Below are 21205 nucleotides of genomic sequence, written 5' to 3'. Positions count from 1 at the left end.
GACCGGCCGTCCCAAACACGTTACGGATTTGTTTCCGGATGGGACTAGTGCACAGGGGCAACTGTTACCGAATATTGGACACCCACCCATGTCACCGGAGGTCAGATGGCCCGCGTGAAGGCATCGCCCGGTAACCGGGCGGAGGGGCGACGTTCCACGCCCCTGCTGGCGACCGCGCTCGCGCTCGGCCTGCTCACGGCGCTCGCCGTGGGACCGGCCTGGGCCAGCGCGGCCGCGCCGGACGCGGACCCGGTCGCGACCTCGGCCGAGCCGGTCAACGAGCCGGGAGGCGAGGTGCCCCCGACCACACCGGCGGAGGAGCCCACCCCGACCGAAGACCCGGGCGGCGAACCCGAGCCGACCGACCCGGCACCGGAGACCACCGCGCCGCCACCGGAGACGACGCCACCGGCGCCGGTGACCACCGCCCCGGAGGTCCCGCCGGCGCCGACCACCAGCGCGCCCGCGCCGGGCGGCACCACCCGACCGCCCAGCCCGGCTCCCCCGGTGCCACCGACGACGCCCCCCGCCCCACCGACACCGCCGGCGCCGACGGTCCGCCCGCCCGCCCCGGGTTCGGCGCCGCCGCCGCAGAGCCCGCTGGGCGTGCAGGTCACCACCGGCGACGTCACCCTCACCGAGGCGTACTGGAACACGCCGAGCACGGCCGCCACCCTCCAGGTCACTGTGCACAACACCGGTACCACCACGGAACAGATCCGACTCTCGTACACGCTGCCCGCCGGGCTGACCGATGCCGGCACGAAGGGCTGTGCCGCCGCCGGTGGTGGGACGTACCGATGCGGGGCCTGGACCGCCGGAGCGGGCGTCCGGTTCAGCACCGTGCTGCGGCTGCGGGTCGCTGGCACGGCGTGGAAGCAGATGCCGCTCAGCGGCTCCGTCCAGGTCATCGCGGACGCGCCGGGAGCGGCCGGAGAGGCGACCGACGACCAGGGCTTCGCTGTGCTCTTCCCAGCGGGCCCGCCGGTGCCCGGGATCGCGCTCGCCGCCGACGAGGTGGCCTTCGACATCAGCGGCGGCCCCAGCACCCTCACGCTCCGGCTGGGCAACACCGGCGCGGTGGACGCCGCCGGCCGGGTCGAGGTCGTCCTGCCGGCCGGGGTGACAGTGCCGACCCCACCGATCGGCTGCGTGGCGGTCGACCCGACGCGTACCCGCTGCGACGCCGGTTTGGTGCTGGCCGGCACGACGGCCGAGGTGCAGCTGCCGGTGGAGGCGACGCCGCAGGCGCAGCGGGAAGCGCCGCTGTCCGGGGCCCTGATCGGTCAACTCGATCCACGCAGCGGTCCGACCCGTCGGGTGCAGATGAGCTTCCGGATCACCGCGGCGGCCGCACTGGCCACGCCGGTGGTCTCCCCGCCCGCACCGACCGGCTCGCAGGGCGTACTGCCCGCCGGTGCCACGACCGGAGGCGGCGGGTTGACCTCGGTGCAGCGCACCGCGGTGATCCTGATCGCGGTCTCCACGCTGCTGGTGGTGCTGGCTCTCACGCTGGCCACGACCTCGCTGCGCCGCCGGCTCGGCGGCTCGCCGCCGGAGCCCGCGCCCAACCCCGCCGACTGATCGACGGATGACCCCGGCAGCGCGCGGTCGGGGTCATCGGCGCGACCCGGTGGTGATCTGAATTACGGCGGGCGGGGCGTAACACCGCAAATGTGGGCGTTTCACGACTACTTCGGGTCCCAGTCGGCGGACCTCCGGGGATGGTTAGGGCTCCCTTAGACGTAGGCTCTCAGGTGAGGAACGACAGCGGCCGGACCAGCCTGGGGCGGTGCGGTGAAGCGTTGCGTCAGGGAGGTTCCGTGGCCGGGCAAGCCCCGCAGTCGCGAACGAAGGTGGCACAGTGACCAAGCAGATCCGTCAACTCGACCGCGTGGTCATCCGGTTCGCCGGTGACTCGGGCGACGGCATGCAGCTGACCGGCGACCGGTTCACCTCGGAGACGGCGCAGCTCGGCAACGACATCTCCACGCTGCCAAACTTCCCCGCCGAGATCCGGGCTCCCGCCGGCACCCTGCCCGGCGTGTCGAGCTTCCAGGTGCACTTCGCCGACTACGACATCCTCACACCGGGCGACGCGCCCAACGTGCTGGTGGCGATGAACCCGGCGGCACTGAAGGCCAACCTGGCCGATCTGCCACGCGGCGCGGACATCATCGTCAACACCGACGAGTTCACCAAGCGCAACCTCGCCAAGGTCGGTTACCAGACCAGCCCGCTGGACGACGACTCGCTGGCCGGTTACGTCGTGCACCCGGTGGCGCTGACCTCGATGACGGTCGGCGCGCTCGCCGCCCACCAGGTGTCCAAGAAGGACGCCGAGCGGTCGAAGAACATGTTCGCGCTCGGCCTGCTCTCCTGGATGTACTCCCGGCCCTACGAGTCGACGCTGCGCTTCCTGGAGCGCAAGTTCGCGGCCCGTCCGGAGCTGGTCGCCGCCAACGTCGCCGCCTTCAAGGCCGGCTGGAACTTCGGCGAGACCACCGAGGACTTCGCGGTCCGCTACGAGGTCAAGCCGGCCAAGATGAAGCCGGGCACGTACCGCAACATCACCGGCAACGCGGCGCTCTCGCTGGGGTTGGTCGCCGCCGGGGTCCGCTCCGGGCTGCCGGTCTTCCTCGGCGCCTACCCGATCACGCCCGCGTCGGACATCCTGCACGAGCTGAGCAAGCACAAGCGCTTCGGCGTTCTCACCGTGCAGGCCGAGGACGAGATCGCCGCCGTCGGCGCCGCACTGGGCGCCTCCTACGGCGGGTCGCTCGGCGTGACCACCACCAGCGGCCCCGGCGTGGCGCTCAAGAGCGAGACGATCTCGCTCGCGGTGGCACTGGAGCTGCCGCTGGTGATCGTGGACGTGCAGCGCGCCGGCCCGTCGACCGGCATGCCGACCAAGACCGAGCAGGCCGACCTCAACATGGCGCTCTACGGTCGGCACGGTGAGGCGCCGGTCGCGGTGATCGCGCCCCGGTCCCCGTCGGACTGCTTCTTCGCGGCGCTGGAGGCGGCCCGGATCGCGCTCACCTACCGCACCCCGGTGATCCTGCTGTCCGACAACTACGTCGCCAACGGCTCCGAGCCGTGGCTGCTGCCGGACGTGGAGTCGCTGCCCGACCTGCGGGTCGATTTCGCCACCAAGCCCAACGGCGAGGACGGCACCACCTTCCTGCCCTACCTGCGTGACCCGGAGACCCTGGCCCGGCCGTGGGCGATCCCCGGCACCGCGGGCCTGGAGCACCGGATCGGCGGTCTGGAGAAGGCCGACAAGACCGGGGACATCTCCTACGACCCGGCCAACCACGACTTCATGGTGCGCACCCGGGCCGCCCGGATCGAGACGATCCCGGTGCCGGACATCGAGGTGGAGGACCCGGACGGCGACGCCCGGGTGCTGGTCCTCGGCTGGGGCTCGACGTACGGGCCGATCGGCGCGGCGTGCCGCGGGGTCCGCCAGCGTGGCCTCTCCATCGCCCAGGCGCACCTGCGGCACCTGGCACCGATGCCGGCCAACCTCGGTGAGGTGCTCCGCTCGTACGACAAGGTGGTCATCCCGGAGATGAACCTGGGCCAACTGGCCCACGTCATCCGGGCCCGCTACCTGGTCGACGCGATCAGCTACAACCAGGTCCGCGGCCTTCCGTTCACGGCCGCCGAGCTGGAGACGACGCTGGAAGAGGTGCTGAAGAATGTCTGAGCCCGTCGCCGTAAAGCTCACCGCGAAGGACTTCAAGTCCGACCAGGAGGTGCGCTGGTGCCCCGGCTGCGGTGACTACGCGATCCTGGCAGCCATCCAGCAGTTCATGCCGGAGCTGAACATCCCCCGGGAGCGCACCGTCTTCGTCTCCGGGATCGGCTGCTCGTCCCGCTTCCCGTACTACATGAACACGTACGGGATGCACTCGATCCACGGTCGGGCCCCGGCGATCGCGACCGGCCTGTCGGTGTCCCGGCCGGACCTGTCGGTCTGGGTGGTCACCGGCGACGGCGACGCGCTCTCCATCGGTGGCAACCACCTGATCCACGCGCTGCGGCGCAACGTCAACCTCAAGATCCTGCTGTTCAACAACCGGATCTACGGTCTGACCAAGGGCCAGTATTCTCCGACGTCCGAGGTCGGCAAGATCACCAAGTCGACACCGGCCGGCTCGGCGGACGCCCCGTTCAACCCGCTCTCGCTCGCTCTCGGCGCGGAGGCCAGCTTCGTCGGCCGCACCATCGACTCCGACCGCAAGCACCTCCAGTCGGTGCTGCGGGCCGCCGCGGAGCACGAGGGCTCGGCCTTCGTGGAGATCTACCAGAACTGCAACATCTTCAACGATGGGGCGTTCGACCAGCTCAAGGACCCGTCCACCCGGGACGACTACCTGATCCGCCTGGAGCACGGGCAGCCGATCACCTTCGGCGCCGACGGGCAGTTCTGCGTGGTGCACCCGCCGGGTGGCTTCGGCCTGGAGGTCCGGGACACCAGCTCGGTCCGCCCGGAGGAGATCGTCGTGCACGACGCGACGGTGACCGACCCGGCGTACGCCTTCGCGCTGTCCCGGCTGCCCGGCCTGGACCTGCGCAACACTCCGATCGGGGTGTTCCGCTCGGTGGACCGACCGTCCTACGACAGCGTGGTGCAGGCGCAGCTCGCGGCCGCCAAGGCGACTGTCACCGAGACCCCCGAGCAGCAGCTCGCCGGCCTGCTGGGCAGCGGCGACACCTGGACGATCATCTGACCCGTCCGTACTGACGAGAGCGGCCGTCCCCGATCCGGGGCGGCCGCTCTCGTCAGTACCGGCGCTGCCTCAGCGCTGGGCGGTGGCCGGCGTCCACAGGTTGTCGATCTCCTTCTCGGCCGCCGCGAGACTCGCCTCGTGCAGCGGGATCAGCTCGGCCATCGCCGGCACCGACGGCGCCAGGGTCAGCTCGGCGCTGATGAAGCGCGGCTGCATGCCGGTCATCGACAGGCCGTGCGGGAGCCACGGCTCGGCGTGGTCCCAGCCGTAGCGAGGGGTGCCCTCGCCGTAGCCGCCGCCCCGGGTGGCCAGCACCACGAACTCGCGCCCACCGAGCAGGCCCTCCTGCGTCGTCGGGTCGTACGCCAGCCCGGGAACGATCAGGTGGTCGACCCAGGACTTGACGCTGCTGGGCGCGCCGAAGTTGTAGAGCGGCAGGCCGAGCAGCACCACGTCGGCCTGCTTCACCTCGTCGACGAGCCGCTCGCTGAGCTGCCAGGACTCGCGCTGGGCCGGCGTGTGCTGATCCGGAGGGGTCATTCGCGCCAGCCCACCCTCCGAGTCCAGGTGCGGCAGCGGCTCGGCGCCCAGGTCCCGGTAGGCCACGGTGCCGTCCGGGTGGGCCGCACGCCATGCGTCGACCGCGCGGGAGGTGAGTCGCCGGCTGACCGACCAGTCACCGCGGATGCTCGAATCAATATGTAGCAGGTGCATCATTCCTCCTCTAGAAATCGTTCGTGAAGCACCAACTATTTATAGCAGGCCGATGTTCCGCAGGGTCGGTAGACTGGGTCACATGTCCGCGCAGCCGCTCGACTCCTCCGAGCACCGCTCGGGCGCACTCCTGGACCATCTGGCCCGGCGGATGCGACTGCGGTCCGAGTCGGTGCTGGCGCCGCTGGGGCTACGCCCCCGGCATCTGGTCGCGCTCACCGTGCTGCGCGCCGGCGGCGGCACCGGGCAACAAGCGCTCGCCACCATCCTGGAAATGGACAGCACCAACATCGTCGGGCTGCTCAACGACCTGGAGGCGAAGCAGCTGATCGAGCGTCGGCGCTCGCCCGAGGATCGCCGCCGACACGTCGTCGAACTCACCGAAGATGGGGCAAAACGCCTCAGTGAGGCCGAATGCGCCCTGGCCGGCGCCGAGGACGAGGTGCTGGGCGCACTGGATCCCGCCGAGCGGGAGACGCTCTACAAACTGCTCAGCCGGGCCTCCGCCGGCACGGCAGTCAACTGCACCGAGGCGATCTGCGTCGCCGACGACGCCTGCTGACGCCGCCTCACCACAGCGGCGACAGCGGCGCCGTCATGCCAACGGTCACACCGGCCGATCGCGGTGGGACGATCAGGCGGTGGTGGCCGACTGGGGGCGGTCGTCGCGTACGTGCACCAGCATGTCGCCGGTCTCGATCACCGCGCCGGCCCGGTCGGCCAGGGTGACCACCTTGCCCCGCCGCACCAGGGCGATCACCAACGACTCCAGCTCGCGCGGGGAGCGACCCACCTCGTCCCGCTCGGCGGAACGCATCGCCAGCGCCATGCCCTGGCCGGGAGTGAGCAGGTCCTCCACCACGTCGATCAGCGGCGGCGCCGACGTGGACAGGCCGAGCAGCCGGCCCGCCGTGGCCGAGGAGACGATCACATGGTGCGCGCCACTCTGCTTGAGCAGCGGGGCGTTCTCCGCCTCCCGGGCCGCCGCGATGATGCGGACCTGCCCAGCGGTGAGCTGCCGAACCGTCAGCGCGACCAGCACCGACGCGTCGTCGCTGTCGGTCGCGATGATCACGGCCTTCGCGTTCTTGACGTGCGCCTCGTTCAGCACCGACGAACGGGTCGCCGAGCCCTCGATCGCCACCAGCCCGGCGGAGGTGGCCTGCCGCAGGGCGGCGGCACTGCGCTCCACCACCACGATCCGCGAGCGGTCCAGACCGTTCTCCATCAGGGCGGAGACAGCGCTGCGCCCCTTGGTGCCGTAGCCGCAGATGATGACGTGGTCCTTCACGGCTCTCCTCCACCGCGACAGGCGACGGCCGGTCCGGTACTGCTCGGTCAGAACTTCCAGGGTGGTGCCGACCAGGATGATAAGGAAGATCACTCGGGCCGGGGTGATGAAGAGGACGTTGACCAGCCGGGCTGACGGCGCGGCCGGGGTGATGTCCCCGTAGCCGGTGGTCGAGAGCGACACGACCGCGTAGTAGAAGCAGTCGAGGAGGGTGAGGCCGTCCTCGTTGACATCGCGGTAGCCGTCCCGGCCCAGGTAGACCGCGGCGACCACGGCGAAGACCAGGCCCAGTGCGGCGGCGAGCCGAAGGCTCAGCGCGCTCAGTGGGCCCCGGCGCTGTGCGGGAAAATGGATCACTGTCGAACCTGCTCCCCCGCCGTCGCCTGCACGCCCACAACATAGCGGGTACACCGGCGACCGCACGCCCGGGTTGCTGCGGGCAACCGGCGGCGCGCCCGCACCCGACTACCGGACGACAACGACGAACCGGTGCAGGCCGGCAGACGGAGGGGGCGCGACCCTCGTGACGACGAGCGGCAGACGGCGAGCCGAGGCCGACGACGAATACACCGAGTACGTCCGGTCCCGGATGGTGCAGTGGCGGCGCACCGCCTACCTGATGTGCGGGGACTGGGACCGGGGCGACGACATCCTGCAACGCGTGCTCACCGAGCTGTACCGCTCGTGGGCACGCGCCCGGCAGGCCGACCACCTGGACGCGCTGGTCCGCACGATGTTGGTGCGGCGACTGATCGACGAGCGGCGGTTGCGGTGGGCGCGGGTCCGCTTCGGCGCCGCGCTGCCCGACGTGTCCAGGGCCTTTGCCGACCCGACCGACCGGGTCACAGTGGTGGGCGCGCTGCGGCAGGTGCCGCCACGCCAACGCGCGGTGCTGGTGCTGCGGTACTTCCAGGACCTCAGCGTCGAGGAGACCGCCCGGGCCATGGGCTGCTCGACGGGGACGGTGAAGAGCCAGACCGCCAAGGGCCTGGCCACCCTGCGCACCCTGCTCACCCCCACCCTGACCGCGAACTGAGAGGAGCGACGATGCTGGACGAACGCCAGATCGGCGACCTGATGCTGACCGAGATCGAGTCGGCCGAGCGGCCCTCCGTCGTGCTGGACGTGGAAGGGGCGATGAGCACGGCACGGCGGCAACGGCACCTCGCTCAGGGTGCCGGCGCCGCGCTGCTGGCGGTGGCGCTGACCGTCGGCGGGCTCACCCTTCCCAACCTGCTCACCCCGGACCGACCGCCGGCCCCCGCCCCGCTCGGCACGGCACCCGCCGGTGGCGAGACCGGCCTGCCGGTCGCGCTCACCACTGTCGACCCACAGCGGGTGTACGTCCGGTTCGGCTGGCTGCCGGACGGGCTGCGGGATCTCCAGTACCAGGCCGGACTGCTCCTCTCCGGCTCCGGCGTCTATCTCAGCGCGTCCACTGCGCCCGGCGGCGGCCAATGGACGGGCGTCGCGATCACCCTCTATCCGAAGGGAGTGCAGCCTTCGGCACCGCAGCGGGACAGCGGCGAGGCGGCCCGGCCCGGCGGGACCACACCCGGCCCGCAACTGAACGGCGGGGCCAGCAGTTTCGCCTCCTACAGCGGGGCCGAGCAGCCGGAGGCGATCCTGCGCTGGCGGTACGCGCCGGACGGCTGGGCACAGCTCAAGGTGGTCGGCGTCGGAGCCGACGTCCGGAGCACCGCGACGCAGGTGGCCCGGGCTCTGCGGTTCGGCGACGACCCGATCCCGATGCCGGCCACGGTGGCGGGCGTGCCGGCCGCCCTCCAGGTGATCGCCGTCGACGTACAGGAGTCGCTGGACGAGCCGAAGGTCTGGTACGCGTCGACCACCTGGTCGCCGAAGTCGATCAGCGGCGATCCCGGCCAGCAGCGGGCCCGGACGATGACGGTGAGCATCTCCCGCTACCGGAACATCACCGATCCCGCCGACAACGAGTACGTCGACCCGAACACCACTGTCGGCGGGCACCCGGCGCGGTTCGGCGGGCAGAACGGCTCCGAGTCGCTGACCGTCTACGACGTGAACGGGGCGAACGTGACGATCGACGACAGCGCTCTGCTTCCCACCGGTGGCACTCGGGCACTGTTCCCGACGATCACGCTGGTGGCCGACCCGGCCGCCTGGCACACCCACCTGCACCGGTGAGAGCCCCGGGCCCGCGCCGTCGGAGCGGCGCGGGCCCCGACGGGTCGGTCCGGACGGCCGGGGACGGGCATGATGAGGGTGTTCCCGACGACGACCGCGAAAGTGAGGCCGGCATGTCGTTGCTGCGACGAGTCATCGGCGGAGTGCTCCGCCGCCACCGCCAGCGTCAGGGCCGCACGCTGCGAGAGGTGGCCGCGTCGGCCGACGTCTCCGTGCCCTACCTCTCGGAGGTCGAGCGAGGCCGAAAGGAGGCCTCGTCGGAGGTGCTGGCGGCGATCTGCCGGGCGCTCGGCATCAGCCTCGCCGACCTGCTCGGCGAGGCCCGCGACGACATGCGCCGGGTCGAACCCCGCCTCCCGGCCGCGCCGCGCGCCGCGCTCACCCACCTGGAGCGGGTCGACGCGACTCGCCGGGAGATCGGCAACGACACACTGCTGGTGGGTCCACGTGTCGGCGGGTTCGTCCTGCACCGAGGGCCGGTGGCGAGCGAGCCGACCCTCAGCGTCGACGGAAAAGCCTCCGCTGGTGGCTTGCGCCCCGGTCCGCGTACCGCCGCCCTTGTTGACTGCGCACAGACCCGGCTGGGCCTGCGGCGGGTGACCGTCGCGTAGGCCGCGTGGGTTCTGCCGTCGGCGGATCTGCCGGCGGCAGAATCACTGGGCCAGCCACCGTGGTCGCCCGCACGCTGAAGAGGCCGGTCCCCCGGGTGGTCCCCACCGCCCGCCGGCACGGCGGAAGGCGGCGGCACATGATCGGGTACGACGTGCGGATGTTGGAGGGCGGGCAGCCGTCCTTCGGTGACCAGGTGTTCGAGCGGCTGCTGCGGGAGCGGATCGTCTTCCTCGGCACCGAGGTCACGGAGGAGTCGGCCAACCAGATCTGCGCGCAGATCCTGCTGCTCGCCGCCGAGGACGACGACCGGGACATCTACCTCTACATCAACTCGCCGGGCGGTTCGGTGAGCGCGGGAATGGCTGTCTACGACACGATGCGCTACGTCCGCAACGACGTGGCGACGCTGGCGCTCGGGTTCGCCGGCTCGATGGGGCAGTTCCTGCTCTGCGCGGGTACGGCCGGCAAGCGGTACGCGCTACCGCACTCGCGGATCATGATGCACCAGCCGTCCGGCGGGATGGGCGGAACCGCCGCCGACATCACGATCCAGGCGGAGAACATGCTGCACGTGAAGCGGACGATGCAGGAGCTGATCGCCCAGCACAGTGGACGAACCCTCGACGAGATCCAGCGGGACTGGGACCGGGACCGTTGGTTCACCGCCGAGCAGGCCCGGGAGTACGGCCTCATCGACCAGGTCGTCACCCGAGCCGAACAGCTGCCGACGCTCTGATCAACGCCTGGTGGCTCCGGTACCGCCAGAGCACCCCACCCATTAGCCTCCGTAGATATGTTGGCGGGCGCAGAAGGAGTGGGAATGACGGACGGCCACGAAGGCAGCTGCTGCGGCGGCGACACGACCACCTCCGCCGTGAGTCGCCGCACGATGTTGCGCGCGGCGGTGCTGGGTGCGGGTGCCATCAGCACCGGTGGCCTGCTGGTTCCCGAGGCCGCACAGGCCGCGCCGGCCATCTACAACCCGTTCAGCGCCTACCCGATCACCGATACCTGGGAGGGTCACCTCCGCCGTGGGTCACTCGGCGGCATCGACTTCGGGATGGGGGTGGGCACGGCGTTGCCGGCCTGCGGCGCCGGCACCATCCAGAACATCCCCAACAACGGCACGGGTGGGCACACCGTCACGATCCAGCACGCGGACGGGTACCGAAGCCAGTACCTGCACCTGTCCCAGTTCCTGCTGGCCAACGGCACCAGCGTGGGTGCGGGCACGATCGTGGGCCGCTCCGGCGGCGCGGCCGGCGCACCCGGCTCGGGCAGCTCGACGGGCCCGCACCTGCACTGGCACATGATCGACCCGGCCGGCACCCGGATCAGCCCGCTGGTCTTCATCCAGCAGAACCCGGCCGACCAGCCCCGTCAGGTGTTCGAGGCGGCCAGCAACGCCGGCTGGCGCGCCCTGCCGGTCTCCGGCAGCGCGGGTGCGGTGACCGGCACGGCGACGACCGCGATCACAGTGGGCACCACGAAGATCCTCTACACCCTCAACGGCGGCCGGATCCACGAGGCCGCCAGCAACGCCGGCTGGGCCAACCTGTGGACCGGCATCCACGGCGCACAGGGCACCGCACTGGCCGCGATCACCGTCGACGGGGTGAAGCTGGTCTACAACGTCGTCGACGGGTACGTGCACGAGGCCGCCAGCAACAACGGCTGGCGCAACCTCAACACCGGCATCGGCGGGGCAGGCTCGTCCTCGATCTCGGTGATCGCGCTGAACGGCGTCAAGTACGTCTACAGCATCGTCGGCGGCTATGTACACGAGGCGCACAGCGCCAACGCCTGGCGGAACCTGAACACGGGCATCCCGGCCTCGGCGGTAGCGGCGATCACAGTGGGCAGCACGAAGATCCTCTACACCCTCAACGGCGGCCGGATCTACGAGGCCGCCAGCAACGCCGGCTGGGCCAACCTGTGGACCGGTGTCCACGGCGCACAGGGCACCTCGCTGGCCGCGCTCAACGTCAACGGGGTGAAGCACATCTACAACGTCGTCGACGGATGGGTGCACGAGGCCGCCAGCAACAACAGTTGGCGCAACCTCAACAGCGGGGTCCGCGGCACGCGGGCAGCCGCTCTGGGGCTGGACGGAGTCAAGCTGATCTACGCCGCCTGACTGACCCGCTGCTCTATGACGTGCCCCCGGCAGGATTCGAACCTGCGACACACGGTTTAGGAAACCGATGCTCTATCCCCTGAGCTACGGGGGCGCGAGGGCCCAGTCTAGCGACCCGGACGTCCAGCTGGGGTGGCAGGGAGCGGCAGGCGTTCACCCCGCCACCCGGACGCCTGTTGTCCCAGCACAGGGCGACAACCCGACGGGACGCCAGTGGAACCGACATGAGGTCAGCACCCGTCCGCTGCCGTCGGCAACTCGCCACGCACACCATCGATCACCATCGTCGACCGGCTACGAGTTGGCGGGCCGGGCGGCACGGCGACGCTCGGTGAGCCGTCGCGCCTTCACCGCATTGCCGCAGTCCGCCATGCGGCACCAGCGGCGGGAACCGTTGCGGCTCTGATCGAGGAACAGCCAGCCACAGCCCCCTTCGAGCACCGGGCAGCGGCGCACCCGGGTCAGGTCGGCCGTCAGCATGACGTCGAGGGCGGCCTCGGCGATCCGGTCGGGCACCAACATGGCCGGCACCGTGCCGTAGGCCAGCCGCACCCGGGACGAGTCGAGCACGAATCTCGCTCGGGCGGCCGCGCCGGACCAGCGCTGATGCAGAGCGACCAGCGCGGCACCGGCGGCGATGGGGTCACCCGCCGTACCACCGTCCGTGTCGGTGATCGTCGCAAGCAGCACAAGATGGAGGCCCTCACGGATGTCCCGCACGGCGGCCAGTCCCGCGTGCGCCGCCGCGGGCTCGTCGCGCCACGCCCACCCCACCTGGTCGACCTCCGCGTCACTGACCACGCCCACCCGAACCGACCAGCGCAGCAGGGCGGAACTGTCGGTCAGGAAATCGTGCGGCGACTCGCCCCCTCGCTCCAGCGTGTTGGCCAGATCGAGTGCCGGGTGGCCGCCGACCAACGGTAGCTGGCACACGTCGAGTGGCATATCGACGATGCTACCACCTAGACCGTCTACGACGGTTACTCCCCGTCCAGTCCGTGAGTCGGCGTGACCCGCCTGACCTAAACACCGGCGCAAGGATAGGGACCGGCAGCGAGAGATGCCCAAGCATCTATGCTACCGTCAAAACGCAGTTAGCCGGAATCATTGACGGACGTCCAGGATCTGGGAGGCAGCCAATGGTGCATGAACGACGCGCGGTCTATGCCCTCGCCGCTTTGTCCGCCGCCACCTTCTGTTACGTCACCACCGAGGTGCTTCCAATCGGGTTGCTCACGCTGATCGCGCCAGACCTGGGACGCTCCAGGTCCGAGGCCGGCCTGCTGGTGACCGGGTACGCCGTGGTGGTCATGGTTGTGGCACTCCCCCTGACCCGGGTCACTCGGCGTGTGCCCCGACGCCCGCTGCTCGCCGGCGCCCTCGGTGTGTTCGCCGCGGCGACGGCGGTGTCGGCCTTCGCAACCTCCTACGAGGTGTTGCTCGCCGCGCGGCTGGTGTCCGCCACCACCAACGGTGTCTTCTGGGCGGTGGTGTTCCCGGTGGCGATCTCGATGTTCCCCGCGAACATCCGAGGCCGCATCGTGGCTCGACTGTCGATCGGTAACGCCCTCGGCCCGGTCCTCGGCGTGCCGCTGAGCACCTGGTTGGGCGGGCAGGCCGGATGGCGGGCCGCCTTCGTCGCGATGGCCGTCTTCGGGTTCGTCGCCTGCGTCGCGGTCGCCCTGCTGCTACCGAGCGTCACACCGCAACAGAGTGCGGGAGACATCGGGCCGATGCCGGATCGGCACCGCTTCGTCGTGCTCCTCGTCGCGACCATTCTCGCGGTCACCGGCGCCATGGGCGCGTTCACCTACATGACCGTCTTCCTCCTCGACGTCAGCGGGTTCGCCGCAGCGTCTCTCGGCCTGCTGCTCTTCGTCCAGGGCTCGTTCGGTGTCGCCGGCACCTGGGCGGTCGGCCGGGTCCTGGACCGCTTTCCGCTCGGTGTCGTGCTGGTTCTACTCGGGCTCCTCACCGCCGCGATGCTCGGCCTCTACGGAGTCGGCGCGAGCAAAGTATTGACGATCCCGTTGCTAGCCGTGGCGGGGATGTCGTTCAGTTCGCTGATCGCGGGAATCCAGCACCGTGTCATGCAGGTGGCCCCGTCGACCACAGACATGGCGTCGGCCAGCCTCAGCGTCGCCTTCAACTTCGGCCTCGCGGCTGGCTCGTTGATCGGCGCGGGTCTGCTGGCGACGGCCGGGGTGCGCGTCATTCCATTGTTCGGTGGCCTGCTGACGGCCGTGGCGATCGCGTTGCTCGCCGGCCACGAGATGCCCCGCGGGAGAGGGAGGAACCACAAGCCCGACCACAGCAGTTGGTCGGTACGGCCGACCCGCAGCCGCAATGCCGAGAAGCCACAGGCCACCAGCGTGCGGACGTAGACGGGCGGCGCGAGCGCGACCTGGGCGTTCAGCCGGGGTGGCAGAGAGCGGCCCGGCGCGGAGGGTAGTCCTCCGCGCCGGACCGTCGCATCGGCTGGGGTCAGCTGGTCACGCAGTCGGCCAACACGCCCGGGCCGGTGCCGGTGCCCTGGAAGCCGAAGGTGGTCGACTGCCGGCCGAGGACCCGTCCGTTGTAGCTCACGTTGGTGAACCCTACGGTCCCGCTGGTGCCGCTGACCTGCGCGTTCCAGGCGCTGGTGACCGCGCCGCCGGGCAGCGGGACGGTCACGGTCCAGCCGTTGATGTCCGACTTGCCGGCGGTGACCGTCACGCTCGCGGTGAAACCGCCAGCCCACTGGTTGACCGCGATCGACGCGTAGCAGCCGTCACCGGCCGGCGGAGTGGTGTTCGGCGGAGGGGTGGTCGGCGGCGTGGTCGTCGGCGGGGTCGTGGTCGGTGGAGTGGTCGTCGGCGGCGGCGTCGTCGGCGGGGTGGTGGTGGGCGGGTTGGGCGCGCCGTTGGCCAGGCTGAAGGCCAGCTCGGGCTGGAACGAACCGGCCGTGAAGCGGCAGCCGTCCGCCTCCCCCGGCGGCTTCACCCACAGGTACGCGTCGATGTTGCCATCGCCGGTGTTGGTCGTCGGGTACTGCCCGATGCGCCGGTCGGTGTTGTCGTCGCCGCACCAGTCCCCGCTGGCGCCCCCGTTACGGCTGGTGTCGATGACCTGGCGCTTGCCCGAGATCCCCATGCCGTTGAGGCCGGAGATGACCGCCCGGCCGAAGTTCGCCTCGCTGGAGGTGGAGTTGTAGTTCGACACGTTGGTGAAGAAACCGTCGGCGTACTGCACGCCGGCCGCGCGGAGCCGGTTTGCCGTCTCACCCGCGCTGTTCCAGGTGGAGTGGCCGCCGTCGAGGTACACCTTGGCGTTGGGGTTGCCCGACTTGATGGTCCGGGTGGCCGTCGAGATCGCCTGGTTGCGCGCGTTGATCTCGGCGGCGCTCAGGCACGTCAGCAGAGCGAGCGAGTCGGTTTCCAGGATGATGATGACGGTCTGGTTGCCCAGTCCCCTGGCGAAGTTGGACACCCACGTCTGGTACTGGTTGAGGTCCGGCGCCCCACCGGCGCTGGCCCCGCCGCAGTCCCGGTTGGTGATCTCGTAGACGGCCAGAACCGGGATCTGCTGCGCCGCGTTGGCGGCGCCGATGAAACCGGAGACCTCGGACTGCACGGTCGAGGGGTTGAAGTTGGCGAACCAGCGCGCCTGCGGCTGACTCGCGATCTTGTCGCGGATGACGGCCGTACGTGAGTCGCCGGGGTTGGCGGCCACCCAGCGGACGACGGCCGAGCTCGGGTCACGGTAGAGCGACCCGGACAGCGTGCCGGCGGAGGCGCTGCTGACGGCGAGGCAGACGCCGACGGCGGTAGCGCCCGCGACGGCCGCCACGCTGATGGCCGCCGATCTGCGGCGGAGCGAGGAGAGGATAGCCACGACGTGTTGCCTCCAGATCACATAGATGTATCTAAGTTCATGGGAGCGTTCCCATGGACGTTAGCGGAGGCGCGCACCGCTGCCAAGGTGTGAACACTCGTCGATGAGCCAGATGCCCGTGTTTGGAGGTCCGTGTCTGGGTGTCCCAACTGGTCGGCAGTCAGGAGCCGTAGATGCTGACCTTCAGCTTTTCTCGAATGACTGCCGCCTGCACCTCGTCACGTCCGTCATAGACATCCAAGGCTTGATGCCACACCTTCCACGCGGCGGCCAGGTCACCTGCGGCCTCGTAGGTGTCGCCGAGGCGGGCCAACGCGCTGGCCTGGAGAGTGGTTTCACCGACCTCCGCCGACAGGTTGACCGCCCGCCGCCCACAGGAGAGCGCCTGGGCGTGGTCGCCTCGTTGGTGGTGAACATGCGCCAGGCTGTCCCACACGTACGCCTCACCGTGGAGGTCGCCCAGGCGTTGCATGAGAGCAACGGCGCGCCCGCAGTAGTCAAGCGCGCGGGTGTGGTCGCCCAGCAGGCTGTGATACCACCCGACCGCGTTGAGTGCGCTGGCCTCGCCAGACTCGGGGCCCGCATGCCGATGGAGGTGCAGCATCTGTTCGGCGTGTGCCAGCGCATCCCGGTAGCTTCCCTGGCGCTCGGCCAACCAGGACAAATTGCTGTGGACCTGGGCCTGCCCGGTCCGGTCCCTGATCTCGACGTACAGCTCCAAGGCAGACCCGTGGTGCTGGCGGGCACGTTCGTAGTGCCCCAGGCGGGTGTGGGCGTTGGCGAGGCCGCGATGGCAGCGGGCCTCGGCCCTGCGGTCCTTCAGTCGCTGGGCAGCGACGAGACCCGTGGCCTCGACCGCAGCCCACTCGTGCCACCATCCGCATCGGTTGAGGAAGGTGGTCAGTGTCCAGCCAAGTTGCCAAGCGTGCGAGTCGAACCCGTGCGAGGCTGCCATGTCGACGGCCGTGACGAGTGCCCGCCGTTCGTGCGTGTACCAGGCGAACGCCGCGTCGCTGTCGGTGAGGACCTCCGTGGTCACGCCGGGCTGCGGCGCCGCCAGGTCGATCGAGTCACGCCGGTGCGGATAGATCAGGCGATCGGCGACATGGGCGGTGTGCAGGTAGTGGTCGAGCATCCGATGCCGCGCGGCGCGCAGATCGCGCTCGGTCTCGTGAACGTCGACGAGTTCGCGCGCGTATGCGCGCAGGAGATCGTGCAGCGCGTAGCGGTCTGTCGAACGCCGCTCGACCATGTGCACGGCTACCAGGTCGGCCAGCAGTCGGCTGGTCTGGTCCAGCGGCAGGCCGCCCAGGCTGGCGCAGGTCGAGACGGCCATCTCCAGGCCGTGATGCAGGCCGAGCAGGTGAAACAGTCGGGCGTGTTCGGGGCTGAGAGCGCGGTAGGAGCCGGAGAGAACTGTCCGGAGGTCGGACCGCGGATCGTCTCCGGCAAGGACGTCCAGATCCCCGCCGCTCCCGAGGCGACCGGCGAGGACCTCGATCGGGAGCTGGGCGTCGGTGGCCGCACGCGCCGCGACGATGGCCAGCGCCAAGGGTAGTCCCGCGCACCGGCGGATGATCTGGTCGACGGCTTCCGCGTCCTGCACGACCCGGGCGACGCCGAGTCGACGGGTGAGCAACTCGTGCGCTTCCACCTCGGTCAGCATGCCGAGCGAGACGGGTTGAGCCCCTTCGTTCACGACGAGTCCGGTGAGCCGGTTTCGGCTGGTGACCACGACCAGGCAGGACGGGTTGCCCGGGAGCAGCGGGCGCACCTGTGCCGCATCGCGGGCGTTGTCCAGTACGACCAGCACCCGGCGGTCGGCCAGGACGCTGCGATAGAGACCCACCTGGGCGTTGAGCCCGGGAGGTATCCGGTCTGGCGGAACGTGCAACGCTTCCAGGAAGTCTCGTAGGACGTCGGTGGGCTTGAGGGCCGCCGTTCCGTCCGGGCCGAACCCGTCCAGGTTCACAAAGAGCTGCCCGTCCGGGAAACGGTCGCGGACCCGATGCGCCCAACGGACGGCCAGCGCGGTCTTGCCGACACCGGCATGGCCCACGATGGACAGGACCGTCGGGTGCGGCTGGTCAGTGGGTTCGGTCACCAGAGCCGCATCCAATTCGGCCAGACTCGCAGAACGGCCGACGAACAGGGCCCCTTGCATAGGAAGTTGAGCCGGACGAACAGGTGTCGCACCGGTGCCCGACGCAAGGGTGACGCCCTCGGTACGCGCCGACGGGTCGAGGGCTCGGTCCTGCCGAAGAATCGCCTCGTACCTCTTACGCAGCTCGTCGCCCGGGTCGACGCCCAGTTCATCGGCGAGCGTGGAAGCGACACGCTGGTACGCCTCGATCGCCTCCGCCTGCCTCCCGGACTGGTAGAGGCAGGTCATCAACATGGCCGCGAGCCGCTCGCGCAGCGGATGTTTCGCCACCAGATCAGTCAGTTCGGCGACCACTGCGGCCCCGCCGCCGAAGGTCAGCTCGCACTCCAGGCACTCTTCGAGAACCGCGATGCGCATCTCCTCCAAAACGGCCGCCTCGCGCTCCAGCACGATGCCGTTCAGATCCGCGAGCGCAGGGCCCCGCCACATCGACACCGCCTGACGCAGCACGACGGCGGCCTTGCGCTTGTCGTCAAGCGCTACGAGGCGTCGCCCCTCGGCCACGGCGTCCTTGAATCGGGCGAGGTCCAGCTGACTCGCGTCGACCCGAAGCCGGTAGTTGGCGCGCTCACCAACCAGCAGGTGCGCCGCACCGTAGCGGTCAAGTGTGCGACGCAGCTGCCAAATTCCGCTGTGGATCTGGTTGCGAGCTGTCGCGGGCGGGTCCCCGCTCCAGGCGATGGCGATCAGGTCTGCGGCGGACACCAGCTGACCGTGGCGGAGAAGCAGACCTGCCAGCAGCCTTCTCTGCCGCTCGCCGCCCAGCTCAACGCGTCGGTCGCCAGCGCGAACCTCCAGCGGCCCGAGCACCATGAAGTCGATCGGCACCGCCACGATGACACCCCCGATGTGCAGATCGGCCCGTAGGGTAGTCATCCGGTATCACAGTGTCAAGATCGAGCTTCGCTGATCGTCCTAAATCGTCTGAAGACCGCCGGGGGACGGGCCCGGCTCGTCCCCCGGCTGGCCCGATCAGACCCGAGCCAGCCCCAGCGCCCGTACGTCGACCGCGACGTCCGGACCGTAGGAGTCGGCGATGCGGCGCTCGAAAACGTCGGCGTCGACCGTGTATTCCTGCGGGCCTTCAACCTCCAGCACGTGCGCCGCCAGCACGCAGCCCACCTGTGCCGCGCGCTCGATGGGCAGGTCGGCAGCGAGCGCGGCGAAGAAGCCGGCCCGGAAGCCGTCGCCGACGCCGGTCGGGTCGACGATGCGGCCCACCCGTGCCGCCGGGACCAGGAAGTCACAGTCCTGCCCGGTGACGCGTACCCCGTTGGCGCCCAGGGTCACGACCCGCACGCCCACGCGGCGCAGGATGTCGTCTTCGCTCAGCCCGGTCTTCGACTCCAGCAGCGCCGCCTCGTACTCGTTGGTCAACAGGTAGCGAGCACCGTTGATCATCGCCTCGATGTCGGCCGACGGCATCCGGGCCAGCTGCTGTGACGGGTCGGCGGCGAAGGGCAGGCCCAGCCGGCGGCAGGCGGCGGCGCGGGCGAGCATCGTGTCCGGGTTCTCCGCGGCGACGATGACGAGCCCGAGCCCGCCGGCCCGCGCGGCGACACCGTCGAGGCTGATCCGGTCGGGCTCGCCCATCGCACCGGGATAGAACGACGCGATCTGGCAGAGGTCGGTGTCGGTGGTGCAGATGAACCGGGCGGTGTGTGCGACGGAGCTGACCTGCACCTCCGAGCAGTCGACCCCGTGCCGCTCCAGCCAGCTGCGGTAGTCGCCGAAGTCGCCGCCGACCGCGCCGAGCAGCACCGGCCGGTGCCCGAGTTGAGCGAGCCCGAAGGCGATGTTGGCAGCGACCCCGCCGCGCCGGACGACCAGGTCGTCGACGAGGAACGAGAGCGAGACGGTGTCGAGGCTGCCGGCGATGAGTTGCTCGGCGAACCGCCCCGGGAAACGCATCAGATGGTCGGTCGCGATCGAGCCGGATACGGCGATCATGCGGACGGGCCCTCTCAGTAGCGGTAGTGGTCGGGCTTGTAGGGCCCTTCGACCGGGACGCCGAGGTAGTTGGCTTGTTCCTTGGTCAGTTCGGTGAGGCGGACACCCAGCGCGGAGAGGTGGAGTCGGGCCACCTTCTCGTCCAGGTGCTTGGGCAGGGTGTGGACACCGATCGGGTACTGGTCGGTGCTGGTGAACAGCTCGATCTGCGCGATGGTCTGGTTGGCGAAGCTGTTCGACATCACGAAGCTCGGATGCCCGGTGGCGTTGCCCAGGTTCAACAGCCGACCCTCGGACAGCACGATGATCGAGTGGCCGTCCGCGAACCGCCACTCATCCACCTGCGGCTTCACGGTGATCCGCTCGACGTCCCCGCGTTTCGCGAGACCGGCCATGTCGATCTCATTGTCGAAGTGGCCGATGTTTCCCACGATCGCCTGGTGCTTCATCCGCGCCATGTGCTCGTTGGTGATCACGCTGAAGCAGCCCGTGGCGGTCACGAAGATGTCCGCGGTCTCGACCACGTCGTCGATGGTCGCGACCTGGTAGCCGTCCATCGCCGCCTGGAGGGCGCAGATCGGGTCCACCTCGGTCACGATGACCCGCGCACCCTGGCCACGCAGACTCTCGGCGCAGCCCTTGCCGACGTCGCCGTAGCCGAACACAACGGCGACCTTCCCGCCGATCAGCACATCGGTGGCCCGGTTGATCCCGTCGATCAACGAGTGCCGACAGCCGTACTTGTTGTCGAACTTGCTCTTGGTCACCGAGTCGTTCACGTTGATCGCCGGGAACAGCAGGTTGCCCGCCTGCTGCATCTCGTACAGCCGGTGCACGCCGGTCGTGGTCTCCTCGGTCACCCCCTTGATCCCGGCAGCGACCCGCGTCCAGCGGCGGTTGTCCTCCCGCAGCGACCGCGTCAACACACCGAGGATGACCTCGTACTCCTCCGAGTCGGCGCTCTCCGGCGACGGGACCGCCCCGATCGCCTCGAACTCGGCGCCCTTGTGCACCAGCAGTGTGGCGTCACCACCGTCGTCGAGGATCATGTTCGGGCCCTGCCCGTCCGGCCAGAGCAGCACCTGCTGGGTGCACCACCAGTACTCGTCGAGGGACTCGCCCTTCCAGGCGTAGACCGGGACACCCGCCGGATCGTCCGGGGTGCCGGTCGGGCCGACCACGATCGCCGCCGCCGCGTGGTCCTGGGTGGAGAAGATGTTGCAGGACGCCCACCGGACCTGCGCGCCGAGCGCCACCAGCGTCTCGATCAACACCGCCGTCTGAATGGTCATGTGCAGCGAGCCGGTGATCCGCGCACCCTTCAACGGCTGCCGCGAGGCAAACTCCCTCCGGATCGACATCAGACCCGGCATCTCATGCTCGGCCAGCTCGATCTCCTTACGCCCGAAGGCCGCCAACGACAGATCCGCCACCTTGAAATCGCTGAAGTTGCCAGTCATGCCCGCAGCCTCCCCCACCCGCGTCGAGGACCGTTGGAGTCCCGTTCAACCGGGCTCATGCTCCGCACACCGGGCCACCCGGGCCCGGGTGCGGAGCAG

General features: G+C 70.0%; 17 protein-coding genes and 1 tRNA gene. 10 read left to right on the top strand and 8 right to left on the bottom strand.

What is annotated here, in order from left to right:
* Positions 1-105: 105 nt before the first annotated feature.
* From MED15_RS11945 to MED15_RS11935, 3 genes are all read left to right on the top strand, one after another.
* Positions 106-1584 (top strand): hypothetical protein, encoded by a 1479-nt coding sequence (locus tag MED15_RS11945; RefSeq protein ID WP_112581689.1) that lies wholly within the window; start codon positions 106-108, stop codon positions 1582-1584.
* Between the two features lie 280 nt (positions 1585-1864).
* Entirely contained in the window at positions 1865-3712 is a 1848-nt protein-coding gene (locus MED15_RS11940) for a 2-oxoacid:acceptor oxidoreductase subunit alpha (protein ID WP_112735624.1), read from the top strand.
* The gene (locus MED15_RS11935; protein WP_112581691.1) at positions 3705-4739 is read left to right on the top strand and encodes a 2-oxoacid:ferredoxin oxidoreductase subunit beta; all 1035 of its coding nucleotides are present in this window, start codon (positions 3705-3707) and stop codon (positions 4737-4739) included. Before MED15_RS11940 ends, MED15_RS11935 begins: the two co-directional genes overlap by 8 nt.
* A 69-nt stretch (positions 4740-4808) precedes the next feature.
* On the opposite strand, the gene MED15_RS11930 is transcribed toward MED15_RS11935, so the two are convergent.
* Positions 4809-5453 carry an FMN-dependent NADH-azoreductase gene (locus MED15_RS11930; RefSeq protein WP_225855377.1) on the bottom strand — a complete coding sequence of 215 codons (645 nt, stop codon included), beginning with the start codon at positions 5451-5453 and terminating at the stop codon, positions 4809-4811.
* A gap of 82 nt (positions 5454-5535) precedes the next feature.
* Here MED15_RS11930 and MED15_RS11925 point away from each other — a divergent pair, with 82 nt between their 5' ends.
* The gene (locus tag MED15_RS11925) at positions 5536-6015 is read left to right on the top strand and encodes a MarR family winged helix-turn-helix transcriptional regulator (RefSeq protein WP_112581693.1); all 480 of its coding nucleotides are present in this window, start codon (positions 5536-5538) and stop codon (positions 6013-6015) included.
* Between the two features lie 72 nt (positions 6016-6087).
* Here MED15_RS11925 and MED15_RS11920 read toward each other — a convergent pair whose 3' ends face one another.
* Complete coding sequence (locus MED15_RS11920; protein WP_112603739.1) at positions 6088-7101, bottom strand: potassium channel family protein; 1014 nt, start codon at positions 7099-7101, stop codon at positions 6088-6090.
* A 166-nt stretch (positions 7102-7267) separates the two neighbouring features.
* On the opposite strand from MED15_RS11920, the gene MED15_RS11915 reads away from it, so the two are divergent.
* From MED15_RS11915 to MED15_RS11895, 5 genes are all read left to right on the top strand, one after another.
* Entirely contained in the window at positions 7268-7780 is a 513-nt protein-coding gene (locus tag MED15_RS11915) for a SigE family RNA polymerase sigma factor (RefSeq protein WP_225855376.1), read from the top strand.
* 11 nt (positions 7781-7791) lie between these two features.
* On the top strand, positions 7792-8910 hold the full coding sequence (locus MED15_RS11910) for a hypothetical protein (RefSeq protein WP_112581694.1): 1119 nt from the start codon (positions 7792-7794) through the stop codon (positions 8908-8910).
* A gap of 113 nt (positions 8911-9023) precedes the next feature.
* The gene (locus MED15_RS34690; protein ID WP_112725952.1) at positions 9024-9521 is read left to right on the top strand and encodes a helix-turn-helix domain-containing protein; all 498 of its coding nucleotides are present in this window, start codon (positions 9024-9026) and stop codon (positions 9519-9521) included.
* Between the two features lie 137 nt (positions 9522-9658).
* Positions 9659-10258: a ClpP family protease gene (locus tag MED15_RS11900; protein WP_091394861.1), complete on the top strand. Its 600-nt coding sequence runs from the start codon at positions 9659-9661 to the stop codon at positions 10256-10258.
* A gap of 84 nt (positions 10259-10342) precedes the next feature.
* Positions 10343-11659, top strand: coding sequence for a M23 family metallopeptidase (locus tag MED15_RS11895; RefSeq protein ID WP_112735622.1), 1317 nt, complete (start codon positions 10343-10345; stop codon positions 11657-11659).
* A gap of 21 nt (positions 11660-11680) precedes the next feature.
* Here the strand turns inward: MED15_RS11895 and MED15_RS11890 are convergent.
* Together MED15_RS11890 and MED15_RS11885 are read right to left on the bottom strand one after the other, a co-directional pair.
* Positions 11681-11753 (bottom strand) — tRNA-Arg (locus tag MED15_RS11890).
* A 200-nt stretch (positions 11754-11953) separates the two neighbouring features.
* Positions 11954-12604 (bottom strand): CGNR zinc finger domain-containing protein, encoded by a 651-nt coding sequence (locus tag MED15_RS11885; RefSeq protein ID WP_112735620.1) that lies wholly within the window; start codon positions 12602-12604, stop codon positions 11954-11956.
* Between the two features lie 194 nt (positions 12605-12798).
* Here MED15_RS11885 and MED15_RS11880 point away from each other — a divergent pair, with 194 nt between their 5' ends.
* A complete protein-coding gene (locus tag MED15_RS11880) occupies positions 12799-14043 on the top strand; it encodes an MFS transporter (RefSeq protein WP_112735618.1) in 1245 nt (414 codons plus the stop codon).
* A 100-nt stretch (positions 14044-14143) separates the two neighbouring features.
* On the opposite strand, the gene MED15_RS11875 is transcribed toward MED15_RS11880, so the two are convergent.
* From MED15_RS11875 to ahcY, 4 genes are all read right to left on the bottom strand, one after another.
* Positions 14144-15532: a glycoside hydrolase family 6 protein gene (locus MED15_RS11875; protein ID WP_112735616.1), complete on the bottom strand. Its 1389-nt coding sequence runs from the start codon at positions 15530-15532 to the stop codon at positions 14144-14146.
* Between the two features lie 160 nt (positions 15533-15692).
* Positions 15693-18572, bottom strand: a complete 2880-nt coding sequence (locus MED15_RS11870; RefSeq protein ID WP_112735614.1) for an AfsR/SARP family transcriptional regulator — start codon at positions 18570-18572, stop codon at positions 15693-15695.
* 96 nt (positions 18573-18668) lie between these two features.
* Positions 18669-19646, bottom strand: a complete 978-nt coding sequence (locus tag MED15_RS11865; RefSeq protein WP_112735612.1) for a carbohydrate kinase family protein — start codon at positions 19644-19646, stop codon at positions 18669-18671.
* Between the two features lie 14 nt (positions 19647-19660).
* On the bottom strand, positions 19661-21106 hold the full coding sequence (gene ahcY, locus MED15_RS11860) for an adenosylhomocysteinase (protein ID WP_112581702.1): 1446 nt from the start codon (positions 21104-21106) through the stop codon (positions 19661-19663).
* Positions 21107-21205 lie beyond the last annotated feature (99 nt).

Origin of the sequence: Micromonospora noduli (assembly GCF_003264475.1) — a bacterium.
Taxonomy (GTDB): Bacteria; Actinomycetota; Actinomycetes; order Mycobacteriales; family Micromonosporaceae; genus Micromonospora; species Micromonospora noduli.
Note: the sequence above shows the minus strand (reverse complement) of the source record. Positions and strands in the feature narration are given on the sequence as shown.

What these genes read in the sequence shown, in the direction of transcription:
- MED15_RS11925 (WP_112581693.1), top strand. Translation starts at nt 5,536, where the DNA reads ATGTCCGCGCAGCCGCTCGACTCCTCCGAGCACCGCTCGGGCGCACTC.
- ahcY (WP_112581702.1), bottom strand. Translation starts at nt 21,106, where the DNA reads ATGACTGGCAACTTCAGCGATTTCAAGGTGGCGGATCTGTCGTTGGCG.
- MED15_RS11865 (WP_112735612.1), bottom strand. Translation starts at nt 19,646, where the DNA reads ATGATCGCCGTATCCGGCTCGATCGCGACCGACCATCTGATGCGTTTC.
- MED15_RS34690 (WP_112725952.1), top strand. Translation starts at nt 9,024, where the DNA reads ATGTCGTTGCTGCGACGAGTCATCGGCGGAGTGCTCCGCCGCCACCGC.
- MED15_RS11910 (WP_112581694.1), top strand. Translation starts at nt 7,792, where the DNA reads ATGCTGGACGAACGCCAGATCGGCGACCTGATGCTGACCGAGATCGAG.
- MED15_RS11935 (WP_112581691.1), top strand. Translation starts at nt 3,705, where the DNA reads ATGTCTGAGCCCGTCGCCGTAAAGCTCACCGCGAAGGACTTCAAGTCC.
- MED15_RS11870 (WP_112735614.1), bottom strand. Translation starts at nt 18,572, where the DNA reads ATGACTACCCTACGGGCCGATCTGCACATCGGGGGTGTCATCGTGGCG.
- MED15_RS11880 (WP_112735618.1), top strand. Translation starts at nt 12,799, where the DNA reads ATGGTGCATGAACGACGCGCGGTCTATGCCCTCGCCGCTTTGTCCGCC.
- MED15_RS11930 (WP_225855377.1), bottom strand. Translation starts at nt 5,453, where the DNA reads ATGCACCTGCTACATATTGATTCGAGCATCCGCGGTGACTGGTCGGTC.
- MED15_RS11895 (WP_112735622.1), top strand. Translation starts at nt 10,343, where the DNA reads ATGACGGACGGCCACGAAGGCAGCTGCTGCGGCGGCGACACGACCACC.
- MED15_RS11900 (WP_091394861.1), top strand. Translation starts at nt 9,659, where the DNA reads ATGATCGGGTACGACGTGCGGATGTTGGAGGGCGGGCAGCCGTCCTTC.
- MED15_RS11945 (WP_112581689.1), top strand. Translation starts at nt 106, where the DNA reads ATGGCCCGCGTGAAGGCATCGCCCGGTAACCGGGCGGAGGGGCGACGT.
- MED15_RS11885 (WP_112735620.1), bottom strand. Translation starts at nt 12,604, where the DNA reads ATGCCACTCGACGTGTGCCAGCTACCGTTGGTCGGCGGCCACCCGGCA.